This is a genomic window from Rhodospirillales bacterium RIFCSPLOWO2_02_FULL_58_16 (assembly GCA_001830425.1).
Classification (GTDB): Bacteria; Pseudomonadota; Alphaproteobacteria; order Rhodospirillales; family 2-02-FULL-58-16; genus 2-02-FULL-58-16.
The window spans coordinates 76,310-88,895 of record MIAA01000032.1; the positions used below are offsets into that span (position 1 = coordinate 76,310).

General features: G+C 59.5%; 12 protein-coding genes and 2 pseudogenes (2 of these 14 cut by a window edge). 10 read left to right on the top strand and 4 right to left on the bottom strand.

Annotated features, from left to right (window positions below; all coding sequences use genetic code 11):
- From A3H92_10595 to A3H92_10625, 7 genes and pseudogenes are all read left to right on the top strand, one after another.
- Positions 1–267 (top strand): annotated as a pseudogene (locus A3H92_10595) (histidinol phosphate phosphatase) (it extends 441 nt beyond the left edge of the window).
- Positions 264–2,093 (top strand): hypothetical protein, encoded by a 1,830-nt coding sequence (locus A3H92_10600; protein ID OHC74493.1) that lies wholly within the window; start codon positions 264–266, stop codon positions 2,091–2,093. The pseudogene A3H92_10595 and the gene A3H92_10600 overlap by 4 nt, the downstream one beginning before the upstream one ends.
- Before the next feature lie 237 nt (positions 2,094–2,330).
- A complete protein-coding gene (locus tag A3H92_10605; GenBank protein ID OHC74528.1) occupies positions 2,331–2,579 on the top strand; it encodes a hypothetical protein in 249 nt (82 codons plus the stop codon).
- Positions 2,572–2,847 (top strand): hypothetical protein, encoded by a 276-nt coding sequence (locus A3H92_10610; GenBank protein ID OHC74494.1) that lies wholly within the window; start codon positions 2,572–2,574, stop codon positions 2,845–2,847. Before A3H92_10605 ends, A3H92_10610 begins: the two co-directional genes overlap by 8 nt.
- A 3-nt stretch (positions 2,848–2,850) precedes the next feature.
- Positions 2,851–3,888, top strand: a complete 1,038-nt coding sequence (locus A3H92_10615) for a tRNA preQ1(34) S-adenosylmethionine ribosyltransferase-isomerase QueA (GenBank protein OHC74495.1) — start codon at positions 2,851–2,853, stop codon at positions 3,886–3,888.
- Between the two features lie 20 nt (positions 3,889–3,908).
- Complete coding sequence (locus tag A3H92_10620) at positions 3,909–5,012, top strand: tRNA guanosine(34) transglycosylase Tgt (GenBank protein ID OHC74529.1); 1,104 nt, start codon at positions 3,909–3,911, stop codon at positions 5,010–5,012.
- Entirely contained in the window at positions 5,009–5,452 is a 444-nt protein-coding gene (locus A3H92_10625) for an NADPH-dependent 7-cyano-7-deazaguanine reductase QueF (protein OHC74496.1), read from the top strand. Before A3H92_10620 ends, A3H92_10625 begins: the two co-directional genes overlap by 4 nt.
- A gap of 242 nt (positions 5,453–5,694) precedes the next feature.
- Here A3H92_10625 and A3H92_10630 read toward each other — a convergent pair whose 3' ends face one another.
- From A3H92_10630 to A3H92_10645, 4 genes are read right to left on the bottom strand one after another with little or no spacing between them, the layout of a single operon-like run.
- On the bottom strand, positions 5,695–6,462 hold the full coding sequence (locus A3H92_10630) for a polyphenol oxidase (protein OHC74497.1): 768 nt from the start codon (positions 6,460–6,462) through the stop codon (positions 5,695–5,697).
- A 10-nt stretch (positions 6,463–6,472) separates the two neighbouring features.
- Positions 6,473–7,594: a methyltransferase gene (locus A3H92_10635; GenBank protein ID OHC74498.1), complete on the bottom strand. Its 1,122-nt coding sequence runs from the start codon at positions 7,592–7,594 to the stop codon at positions 6,473–6,475.
- Positions 7,591–8,415 (bottom strand): prolipoprotein diacylglyceryl transferase, encoded by an 825-nt coding sequence (locus A3H92_10640; protein ID OHC74499.1) that lies wholly within the window; start codon positions 8,413–8,415, stop codon positions 7,591–7,593. Before A3H92_10640 ends, A3H92_10635 begins: the two co-directional genes overlap by 4 nt.
- Positions 8,412–9,398 carry an ADP-glyceromanno-heptose 6-epimerase gene (locus tag A3H92_10645; protein OHC74500.1) on the bottom strand — a complete coding sequence of 329 codons (987 nt, stop codon included), beginning with the start codon at positions 9,396–9,398 and terminating at the stop codon, positions 8,412–8,414. The genes A3H92_10640 and A3H92_10645 overlap by 4 nt, the downstream gene beginning before the upstream one ends.
- Before the next feature lie 86 nt (positions 9,399–9,484).
- Here A3H92_10645 and A3H92_10650 point away from each other — a divergent pair, with 86 nt between their 5' ends.
- The 3 genes and pseudogenes from A3H92_10650 to A3H92_10660 all read left to right on the top strand — a co-directional run.
- Positions 9,485–9,763, top strand: a complete 279-nt coding sequence (locus A3H92_10650; GenBank protein OHC74501.1) for a hypothetical protein — start codon at positions 9,485–9,487, stop codon at positions 9,761–9,763.
- A gap of 64 nt (positions 9,764–9,827) precedes the next feature.
- Positions 9,828–11,429, top strand: a complete 1,602-nt coding sequence (locus A3H92_10655; protein OHC74502.1) for a hypothetical protein — start codon at positions 9,828–9,830, stop codon at positions 11,427–11,429.
- 199 nt (positions 11,430–11,628) lie between these two features.
- A pseudogene (locus tag A3H92_10660) lies at positions 11,629–12,586 on the top strand (hypothetical protein); it runs 122 nt beyond the window's last position.

A 12,586-nucleotide genomic window follows, 5' to 3' on the forward strand; every position in this document is an offset into this window, starting at 1 on the left:
GAACGGCTGCGCGAAAAATCAAGGAGCGCCGTCTACGGCGCCGACTGCTACGCTTACGGACTGCTGGCCAACGGCACGGTTGACATAGTCTGCGAGGCCGGCCTGCAACCTTATGACTTCTGTGCGCTGTCGCCGGTAATCAAAGGCGCAGGCGGCGTCTTCACCGACTGGCAAGGCGAGGAGTTGACCATCCGCTCAAACGGACGGGTGCTGGCCGCCGGCGACAGAAAAATCCATGCCCAGGCCCTGGAGGCATTGGCGGGATGAGACTTTTACCGGCAATATTACTGCTGCTGATCTTCGCCGTCGCCCCGGCCGGTGCCGACGATGTTGTTCCCCGTCACGGCATCGCCATGCACGGCGAAGTCAAATATCCGCCGGAATTTACTCATTTCGCTTACGTCAATCCGAACGCTCCCAAAGGCGGCGCGGTCAAGATGGCGGCCATCGGCGGCTTTGACAGCTTCAACGGTTTCATCATCAAGGGCGAGGCCGCCGACGGCATAAACATGATCTATGACACCCTGATGGTCGACAGCGCCGATGAAGCCTTCAGCCAATACGGACTGCTTGCCGAAACGATTGAATTGCCTGAGGACCGCTCGTGGGTCGCCTTTAACCTGAGGCCCGAGGCGCGCTGGCATGACGGCAAGCCGGTAACGGCGGAAGACGTGGTTTTTACCTTCAACATTCTGGTTGAGAAGGGCCAGCCCACTTTCCGCTTCTACTACGCAGGCGTGGAAAAGGCCGAGGCCACATCCGAGCGTCGCGTCAAGTTCACCTTCAAGCCGGGGGATAACCGGGAACTGCCGCTGATCCTCGGCCAGTTGGAGATAATGCCCAGGCATTACTGGCAAGGCCGGGAATTCGACAAGACGACCCTTGAGCCTCCCCTGGGCAGCGGTCCTTACAAAATAGGGAGCTTCGAGGCCAACCGCACCGTCACCTACAGGCGGGTCGCCGACTACTGGGGCAAAGACCTCGCCGTCAACCGGGGCCAGAACAACTTCGACGCCTATGAGTATGATTACTACCGGGACGACACGGTGGCGCTGGAAGCCTTCAAGGCCGGCGAGTTCGACATGCGCCTTGAGAACATTTCCAAGAACTGGGCCATGTCCTACGACATCCCCGCCGTCCGCGAGGGCCTGATCCGCAAGCTGGAGGTCAAGCACAAGATGCCCGCCGGTCTTCAGGGCTTTGCCTATAATATCCGCCGCGACATATTCAAGGATGCGCGGGTGCGTCAGGCTTTGGCCTACGCTTTTGACTTCGCCTGGTCCAACAAGAACCTGTTTTACGGCCAGTATGTGCGCACCCGCAGCTATTTCGACAACTCGGAAATGGCGGCGACCGGCCTGCCCTCCGGCGATGAATTGGCGATCCTTGAACCCTATCGGGGCAGGGCGCCTGATGAAGTGTTCACCAGGGAATACCAGCCTCCGGCCACCGACGGCTCGGGCAATATCCGCGCTAACCTCGGCGCCGCCGACAGTTTGCTGAAGGATGCCGGATGGGTGATCAGGGACGGCAAGCGGGTGCGTGAGAAAACCGGAGAACCCCTTGACTTCGAGGTCCTGCTGGTCAGTCCCTCCTTCGAGCGGGTGGTGTTGCCCTTCGCCAAGAACCTGGAGAGGCTGGGCGTCAGGATGCGGGTGCGCACCGTTGACAGCTCCCAGTACATCAAGCGGCTGGAAACTTTTGACTTCGACATGACGGTCTTTTCCTGGGGCCAGTCGTTGTCGCCGGGCAACGAGCAGCGCAACTACTGGACCGGCGACGCCGCCGCGCGTCCCGGCAGCCGCAACGTTATCGGCATCGCCGATCCGGCAGTCGATGAACTGGTGGAAAAATTGATCGCCTCCCCTGACCGCGAAAGTCTGGTCAACCACATCAGGGCGCTGGATCGGGTTCTGCAATGGGGCCACTACGTCATTCCCCATTGGCACCTTGACTACCAACGCATAGCCCTGTGGGATAAATTCGGCATGCCGGAGGCCACGCCGCTGCGCGGCGCCCAGTTCAACGCCTGGTGGATTGACCCCGGCAAGAACGAATCACTGGCGGCGCGAAGGAAGCGGTCGGGGAAATAATACTACTTCGTCTTCTATAAATCAGTATCAAAAATAATCTCACGCCAAGACGCGAAGGCGCAAAGTTTGGACCCATTCTTCATTTTGTCTTTCTTAGCGTCTTAGCGTCTTTGCGTGAGTTATGCTACTTCGTCTTCCAATGCCAATCTATAGAAAGCGAATTGGTATAAGGCGAAACGCCGTCCGACTTGATAGCGCACCCCTTTTGGGGTACACTGTCAGAAAATGGAGGCTATCATGAGAACTGAAACCCTGAGAATTCGTATTGAGCCGGACCTGAAGCAGCATGCCGAGGCGGTATTCAAGGAACTCGGCATCAGTAATTCCGAGGCCGTGCGTATGTATTATCGTTGGGTTGTGGCCGGCGGCGGGCTTCCTTTTGACGCCAAAGTGCCGAACATTGAGACGATGAGAGCTATCCTGGCGGAGCCGGAGGAGCGGACATACGGCAGTTTTTCCGAGATAAGGAAGGACGCCGATGTATGAAATCCGCATAAAAAAACAGTTCCAAAAAGATTTAAAGAGAACTGCAAAACGCGGAAAAAACATCGACAAGCTTGAAACGATTATCGACGCCCTCCAGAAGGGGAATGACCTTGAAAGAAAACACGACTCTCATCCGCTAAAAGGAATTTGGAAGCCGTGCTGGGAATGTCACATTGAACCGGATTGGCTCTTGATATGGGATTACTCCGACGATGACCGGGAATTGATCCTGGTCAGAACGGGAAGCCATTCTGATCTGTTTGATTGAGCGATGAAAGTTGACCTGTTTGATTTTGACCTGCCCCCCGACCTGATCGCCCGGCGGCCGGCGTCGCCCAGGGATTCGGCGCGACTGCTGGCGGTAGGCGAAGGCCTCCGCGACCTGTCGGTTCGTGACCTGCCCGGCCTGCTGCGCCGGGGCGACATCATGGTCTTTAACGATACGCGGGTGATTCCGGCGCGGCTGAAAGGGCGGCGCGGTCGGGGCGGCGTAGAGGCGACTTTGCACCGACGGGACGCTCCCGGCGTCTGGCGCGCCTTCGCCCGTCCGGCGCGCAGGCTGAATCCCGGCGACGATATCGATTTCGCCCCCGGCCTGTCGGCGCGGGTTGCGGCCAAGGGCGAGTACGGCGAAGTAACCCTTGATTTCGCCATGGACGATGAATCCCTGGGCGCGGCGCTGGAACGCTTCGGCGCCATGCCGCTGCCTCCCTACATCAAGCGCCCCGCTTTGGCCGACGCTCAGGACAGCCTTGACTACCAAACCATGTTCGCCCGGCAGCCGGGAGCGGTGGCGGCGCCGACGGCGGCCCTGCACTTCACGCCGGAATTGATGGCGGCGCTGGCGGCGCACGGGATCGAACATGTTTTTGTGACCCTGCATGTCGGCGCCGGCACTTTCCTGCCGGTCAGGACGGAGGCCATCAAAGACCACAAGATGCACGCCGAGAGCGGCGAAATATCGCCCGACGCCGCCGACGCCGTCAACCGGACGCGCGCCCGAGGCGGACGGATAGTAGCGGTCGGCTCGACCGGCCTGAGGTTGCTGGAAACCGCCGCCGCCGAAGACGGGACGATAAGGCCCTTTACCGGCGAGACCGACATCTTCATAACTCCCGGCTACCGCTTCAAGGCCGTAAATATGATGCTGACCAACTTCCATCTTCCCCGCTCCACCCTGTTCATGCTGGTAAGCGCCTTCGCCGGGCTTGACGCCATGAAGCGGGCTTACCGACACGCCATCGACAAAGGCTATCGCTTTTATTCGTATGGGGATTGCTGCTTGCTGGAGAGGGAGGAGAAGGCGTGAACGGTTTATCCTTCGAGCTTATGGCCGCCGACGGCGCATCACGCTTGGGCAGGCTTGCCGTCGCTCATGGGATCATTGACACGCCGGCGTTCATGCCGGTGGGGACCGCCGCCGCCGTCAAGGCGATGACGCCCGAGGCGGTGGCGGAGACCGGCGCTCAGATCATTCTCGGCAACACCTATCATCTGATGCTGCGCCCCGGCGCCGAAAGGGTGGAAGCCCTCGGCGGGCTGCATAAATTCATGAACTGGCCGGGACCGATCCTCACCGATTCCGGCGGCTTCCAGGTCATGAGCCTGTCCAAGCTGAGGAAAATGAGCGAGAACGGCGTCGTCTTCCAGTCCCACATCGACGGCTCCGGCTACGAATTAACCCCGGAGCGGGCCGTCAATATCCAGCGTATGCTGGGTTCCGACATCTCGATGGTTCTGGATGAATGCACGCCCTTTCCGGCGACCGGGGAACAGGCCGAACAATCCATGCGGCTGTCCATGCGCTGGGCGGCGCGCAGCAAGGCGGCTTTTCATGGGCGTCCCGGTTACGGATTGTTCGGCATCGTCCAGGGCGGCGTCTATCATGACTTGCGCGTCGAGTCGGCGAAAACGCTTCAGGATATCGGCTTTGACGGCTACGCCGTCGGCGGTCTGGCGGTGGGCGAAGGGCAGGACGCCATGTTCCGGGTGCTGGATTTTACCGTTCCTCTGTTGCCGTCCGACAAGCCCCGCTATCTGATGGGCGTCGGCAAACCGGATGATCTGGTGGGCGCGGTAAGGCGCGGCGTTGATATGTTTGACTGCGTGATCCCGACCCGCTCCGGGCGCACCAACCAGGCCTTTACCCGACGCGGCGCCGTCAACATGCGCAACGCCCGCCACGCCGCCGACCCCCGGCCGCTTGACGAAGAATGTTCCTGCCCGGCCTGCGCCGGCTACAGCCGCGCCTATCTGCACCATCTTGCCAAGTCTGAAGAAATACTGGGGTCAATGCTGTTGACCTGGCACAATCTGCATTATTATCAAGACCTGATGAGGGACATGCGACGCGCCATAGGCGAGGGAAAATTCGCCGCCTTCGCCGAAGGCTTCTCCGCCCGGCAGACGATGGGCGACATAGAGGAGGTTTGACGGTGACCCAGCTTGGAAGCAGGACGGAAATTGCGGACGGCCCCGAGCGGGCGGTGCTGGAAACGGTGGCCGATCCGCACCCGGACAAGGACTATCTGGTGCGCTTTTCATGTCCCGAATTCACCTCGCTGTGCCCGGTTACCGGCCAGCCCGATTTTGCCCATATCGTCATCGACTATGTGCCTGACGCCCTGATCGTCGAGAGCAAGTCGCTGAAACTTTTTCTGGCCTCGTTCCGCAATCACGGCGCTTTCCACGAGGACTGCGCGTTGGCCGTCGCCGACAAGATAATCAAGGCGGCCAAGCCCAAATGGCTGCGCATCGGCGGCTACTGGTATCCGCGCGGCGGCATCCCCATCGATGTCTTCTACCAGACCGGCGCTCCTCCCGCCGACTTGTGGATTCCCGATCAGGGGGTGGAGGCATATCGGGGGAGGTAAGCGGGGGAGTTAATTCTGTACACTTTTCCCTCCTTGGCAAGGAGGGGTTGGGGGAGGTTGCCGCCGATACCGTTTTTTAGACCACAGAGGCTCAGAGACACCGAGGAAGGTAGAGATAAATAAAGAAAAAGCAGGAAGAAAATTTCGCTTAACCTTCCCTGTGTCTCTGTGCCTCCGTGGTTAAAACACACTGAGCTAACCCCGCCGACAACGAGTCATCGTCAATGGCCGCCGGCATCAGATTACCCGGTCAGCGCGATGGCCGATAACATGCGGCCATAGTTTTCTTCGCCGCTCAAGGCAGCGCGGCGATAACTGAAAAAGCGCTTTTTATCGGCGAAGGTGTCGGCGGCGGTTTTGTCCACGGACCTGAGGCCGAGTTTCAAGAGACGCTTGGCGACGTAGGCGGAAAGGTCAAACAGATAATGATCTTCCCGGTTCGCGGCGGAAAAATGGTCGCGGTTTTTAGGATCGTCATCCATGAACCCGGCAAAAAATTCTTTTCCCACCTCGTAGGATTTCGCCCCGATGCACGGGCCGACGGCGCAGACGATATTTCCGGCGTCGGCGCCGAGTCCGCACATCGCTTCCACCGTCGCCTCCAGGATGCCGGATTTGGCCCCCCGCCAGCCGGCGTGGGCGGCCCCGATGACTTGCGCCTCGGCGTCGGCGAACAACACGGGCGCGCAGTCGGCGGTCAGCACGCCGAGGGCGATTCGCGGAATCTTGGTGACTATGCCGTCGGCCTTCGGCGCGCCTTTCTTTCCCCACGGCCTGTCGGCGGTGATAACGGTTGATGAATGGATTTGATCGGCGGTGAGAAGACAGGCTCCGGCCAAGCCCATCCCGGCCAGCGCCCTGGTGCGGTTGGTTGTCACGTCATCAATATCATCGTTTGAGCCGGGGCCGCAATTAAGCGAGGCGTAGACGCCCGCGCTGACGCCGCCTTGGCGGGTAAAAAAGGCGTGGCTCACGCCGTTAAGCCGCTCAAGGCTCTCAACAATAATCACGGCGCACCCTTTAGGCGAAGCCCGGCGGGGCGGGCAGGTCCGGGCCGGTAACGGCCATGACCTTGAACAGGGCGCCCATTTCATCCTCATCGGTCAGACGCTTGTGGGCAAGGCGGATATCCTCGGCTTGTCGGGGCGTGGCGGCGGCGCTCAACGCCTCGGCGCGGGCGCTGATGCCGAGGCTCTCCAGAAAATCGCCCTGACGGACGGGACCGTAAAGACGCGCCCCCGCCTTGGCGGCGGCGAAGGCCAGCGCCGAAAAGTCCACATGCGCCGTGATGTCGGCGTCGCCGGGAGCGACCAGAACGTCGTGATAGGCGTGGCGTTTGAGGGCTTGCACGGTCTCGCCGAAGGAACTGACGGCGTGGCCATAATCAATGACAAGGGCGGCGCCGCCATGGCCGGTCACCCTCTCGGCGACGGCATGGGCCACGGCAATGCCCGATGGACACACCTCGATGACGGCGCCTTCCGGGGCGTCGGGAAGGCCGTTGGGAAACACCGGCAGACCGGGGGGCAGACCCGGCAGCGTCACCGGCCCTTTGCGTATCGGCGCCGACAGGATGAACCTGAAATTACCCTGCCGGTCGATATCGACCAGACGTTGGCGCCAGGTATTGTCCGAGCGCTGGAACTGGTGAACGGGAAGGGCGTCGAAAAATTCGTTGGCGATCAGCAGTAGCGGCCCTTGCGGAGTTTGCGAAAAATCATCAAGCCATGTCGGCGCATTATCCGGGACGGCGTTTTCCAGTGCCTCGCGCTGGCGGGCGCGCAACGCCGGGCTGATCTCCACCATGTGGACATGCAGGGCCTTGCCGAAGCCGGGGGCCACGCCCGACACCCTCAACAGATCATACATCAGGGAGCCGCGTCCGGGACCGAGTTCAACCAGATTTATCGCGTCGGGGGCACCCATCGACTTCCATGCCATGGCGCACCAGACGCCGATCAACTCGCCGAACATCTGGCTGATCTCCGGCGCCGTGATGAAGTCGCCGGCGACGCCCAGCGGATCCCGGCCGGTGTAATAGCCGTAGTCGGGATGATAAAGGGCGTCATTCATGTACTGCGCGACGGTCAGCGGCCCCTCGTCGGCAATGCGGCGGCGCAGAAGATCGGCAAGCTTTGTCATAAAGCCTCCCTGTTCTTGCCTAGGGCGCGGAAAATCAGATACAGGCCGATGAGGGCCATCGGCAGGGACAGCCACTGGCCCATGGTGGAGCCGCCTGAAAGAAAACCGATGTGAACGTCCGGCTGACGGAACAACTCGACGACGGCGCGGAAGGCGGCGTATCCGACAAGGAAGACTCCGGTCAACAGGCCGGGACGGCGGCGCACGGATTCATTCCGCCACAGCAGATGAAGCAGGACGAACAGCGCCACCCCTTCCAGCATCGCCTCGTACAGTTGACTGGGGTGGCGGGGAAAGGGGCCGCCCGTGGGAAAAACCATGGCCCACGGCGCGTCGGAAACGCGCCCGAAAAGTTCGCCGTTGATGAAGTTGGCGAGCCTTCCCAGAAACAGGCCGATCGGCGAGGCGCAGGCGACGATGTCGGCGAACGGCAGGACGGGAATGCCGCGCCGGCGCACAAATATCAGCCCCGCCAGCGCCACGCCCAGCAGGCCGCCGTGGAACGACATGCCTCCCTTCCATACCTGGAGAACGGCCATCGGATCGGCCATGAAGAACCCGAGCTTGTAGAATAAAACATAGCCCAGTCTGCCGCCGATGATCACCCCCACGGTGGCCCAGGTAATAAAATCGTCTATGTCATGCTCCAGGGCGGGCTGCGGGGGATGCGCGGTCAACCGGCGCATATACCACCAGGCCAGCAGCAGCCCGAAGACATAGGCCAGCGCGTACCAGCGGACAAGAAACGGCCCCAGCCCCAAGACAGGCCCGAACTGGAAAATAACCGGATCGATGCCGGGATAGGGGATGGCGAAGATCATCGATACATATCATCGGCATTCAGAAAGCCGTTGACATATCGGGCGATGCCCTCCTCCAGCGTCGTGAAGGGCTTGTCATAACCGGCGTTGCGAAGGCGATCCATCCTGGCCTCGGTAAAATACTGGTAACGGTCGCGGATATTTTCCGGCGTCGGCGCGAACTCAATCTTTGCGTCCTTGCCCAGCGCCTTGTAAACGGCGACGGCCAGGTCGGCGAACGAGCGCGCCTTGCCGGCGCCGCAGTTGAACAATCCGCCGGCATGGTCGTTTTCCAGCAACCACAACACCACGTCAACACAGTCGCCGACCCAGATGAAATCCCGCAACTGCCCGCCGTCCTTGTAGTCGGGACGGTGTGACTTGAACAGTCGCGCCGGCTGACCGGCGCGGGCGCGAGGGAAGAGCTGCGCCGCCACGCTTTGCTGTCCGCCCTTGTGGTATTCGTTGGGGCCGTAGACGTTGAAAAACTTAAGCCCGGCCCACTGAGGCGGCTGCGGGTCGCCGTCCATGATCATGCGGGCGACGCGGCGGTCAAACAGGTGCTTGCTCCAGCCGTAGGGATTCATCGGCCTGAGCCTGGCCAGGGCCTCGGGCGTCCCGTCATCGTCAAAGCCCGCCGCGCCGTCGCCGTAAGTAGCCGCCGAAGAAGCGTAAATAAACCGCACCCCGTTTATGGCGCACCACCGCCACAGTCGGAGCGACAGCTTGAAATTGGTGTCGATAATAAGGTCAACGTCGCTCTCGGTGGTAGTGGAAACGGCGCCCATATGAATAACCGCCTCAATAGCGTTGCGATTATCCTCAAGAAAATCCGGCAGGCAGTCCGGATGAACGATCTCGGCCAGTTCGCGTTTAGCCAGATTGCGCCATTTACCGCCTGTGCGCAGACGATCACAGACAACGATTTTGCCCGACCGCCGCTCCTCCAGCGCCGCCGTGATATTGGAACCGATGAAACCGGCCCCGCCGGTTACCAGATACATGATGCCAAACTCTTATCATTCCCTATATAAAGAGCTTTTATAGGACCGTCCGCCGCCCCCGGCAAGCAGACTATATGGAGTGATTCATGAACAAGACCTTCCCCATAATCATTATGGCCATGTTTTTTGCCGTTCCCTTTGCTCCGGCCCTTGCGGTGAGCATCGAGAATTATGATAGCCTGACCTATCAAATGATCATCGAACTCGACGGAGGAGATTCAATGGAAATCGAAGTCGGCGCCGGTCAGAAAGCGGATAACGTCTGCGATGCCTGCTACATCCATTTCGGCGAGCAGGAACCGTTTCCGGCGGAAGGCGATGAAGTTATCTTTATTACGGACGGACAACTTTCTGTTAAAAATTGAATGTCGCAACATAATGTAGCGTACAAGCAAGAATCCTTCTAGGATCGCTCCGGGAAGGTGACTTATGTCCATCAAGTTCAAGGTGGCGACGGTCCTGGCGGCGTTGTTCGGCGGATTATTGTTGATTAATGCCGTGGTGCTGCTGCTCACTGTTTCTTCCAGCTTCCAGAAACTTGAGCGGCTCGGCGCCGAGAAGGACATGCGCCGGGTTGTGAACGCCTTGCACTTTGACATGGAAAACCTGAGCATACTTACCTTCGATTGGGCGACATGGGACGATACCTACAACTTCGTCATCAGCCGCGATCCATCCTATGTAGAGGCCAATCTAACCCCGGTGACGTTTGCTTCGACCAACATGAGCCTGTTGTACATTGTTGACGCCGAAGGGCGCACCATCTGGGGAAAGGCGTTCGACCAAGGAAATAAGGAATTCATCACCCTGGCGGATTTTCCCGAGAGCGGTCTCGATAAGTGGCGTCCGTTTCTTACCCATGCCACGACCGATTCGGTTATAACCGGCCTGATCATGATGGAAAGAGGCCCCATGCTGGTCTCTTCCCGGCCTATCCTCACCAGCAGGAAAACCGGCCCCATTCGCGGCGCCTTGATCATGGGCCGTTTTCTCGATGATCAGGCCGCCGCCGCTCTTTCCGCGAGGGTGCATGTGCCGACTGATGTTGTGTCCTTGGCGTCGGGAGAAGTTCACGATGACAACGTACGCCGAACCCTCGCCTTGCCTCCCGGTAAATGGCTTGTAGCTGATGACGACGGCGATAAGAACGAGTTGAGCGTTTACGGCGTATTCCATGATATTGCGGGCAACCCGGCCCTCCTGCTTCACACCCGCTCGCCCAAAGACATCACCGCGCAGGGAAGCATGGCCATCAAGTCGGCCATGATTTTGATGGCGATCACGGTGGTGGCGGCGATGGCGATCATCATGTACCTGCTGCAAAATCTGATTATCACCCCTTTGTCGGCGATGACGCGCCATGTAGTCAGGGTGGGCCGGACAGGGACTTTTACGGAAAAGATGCTGGTGGGTCGGCGCGATGAGCTTGGGCTGGTTGCCCGCGCCTTCAACCGGATGCAGAAGCGCATCTCGCTTCTGGCTCACTACGACCATCTTACCGGGCTTGCCAACCGATCCTTGTTCGTTGATCGGGTAAAGCAGATTATCAAGATGGCTCGCCGCGAGAACGGCATGGCGGCCCTTTATTTCATAGACCTGGACGGCTTCAAGGGCATCAATGACAATTATGGCCACCATGCGGGAGATTTATTATTGAAGGAAATCGCTGATCGGCTGGTGACCGGACTAAGGGATTGCGACACCATTTCACGAATGGGAGGCGACGAATTCACCATCATTGCCTACGGCCTGAAAAACCGCGAAGAGGCAACCATTATTGCCGATAAGGTTATTGATCTTTTCAATAAGCCGTTTGATATCGAGGATAACCGCCTTAACATCACAACCAGCGTCGGCGTCAGTATTTTTCCCGATCATGGCGACGATGTGGATGTCCTGTTAAAGTGCGCCGACCTTGCTCTTTACCGAATCAAGGAGTCAGGCAAGAATGATTACCAATTCTTCGATCCTCTGAACGTCGGCCAAAAAGATAAATCGACCGACGGGCATCCCGGCGACGCCCACGTCTGAAAGGCCTCCAAAAAGCGCATCATGATTGACGTTATAAAAGACAACCGCATATAAACAGACAATGATCATAACCTGCCCGGCGTGCTCGACGAATTATTCCATTGACCCCGGCGCCCTGGGGAACATGGGGAGGACCGTGCGTTGCTCGAAGTGCGGGCATAAGTGGCATCAAATCCCGGTTCAATCGGCTCCTCCACGGATGGCCCCGGCGCAATATCAGGCACAGCAGCCGGCGATGATGCAGCCGGTGATGCAGCGACCGGCGCCGCCGCCTCCTCCTCCCAAGCCGAAACCGGCGCCCCCTCCCGAGCCGGAGCCTGAACCCGAACCGGAGCCTGAACCCGAACCGGAGCCGGAGCCGGAGCCGGAGCCGGAACCCGAACCGGAACCTGAACCGGAGCCTGCGCCGAAGCCTGCGCCCGAACCGAAGCCTGCGCCCGAACCGAAGCCTGCGCCCGAACCGAAGCCTGCGCCTGCGCCTGCGCCTGCGCCCGACCCCGGCCCCGAACTCTCCCAGAAACAACTGGACGATATGTTCGGTGACGGTCCGGCGCCGATTGAGCAAGCGGAAAATATCGATAAGAACCTTGAAGACGACGAGGTTGTCGCCCCTGAAGACTTGCCCGATCCTGAATCAGTCCCCGACTCCCTGGTGCCGGATGAAGTCGAGGCGAAGGAAGGCGGTCGCGGCAAACTCATCGCCGGCGGCGGGTTAGTTCTGATGCTTGCCGTTATTTCCGGGCTATTTTTCGGGCGCGAGTATGTCGTCGCCCTGGCGCCGGCCACGGCCGGTATTTATTCCATGATCGGCCTTTCCGCCGAAATCCTGGGCGCCGGACTTAATATTCGTGACGTTAAATCAGACCGGACGATGAAGGATAATATTGATATCCTGACGATTCGCGGCACCGTTGTTAATATATCCGACCAACCCCGCAAAATTCCTTTGATCCGGGTATCGCTGTTCAACGCCGAAAACGAAGAAATCCAGTCGATAAACGTCAGGTCATCTACGGATCAAATTCCCCCCGGAGACAGAGTCCGCTTCAAAACACAATTGGAGAATCCGCCGGCTACGGCGCGACGCCTGGAAGTAACCTTTACCAAAGACGAAGGCGGCGCCGAACAGCCCGCCGCCGTCGAACCGGGCGGAGGAG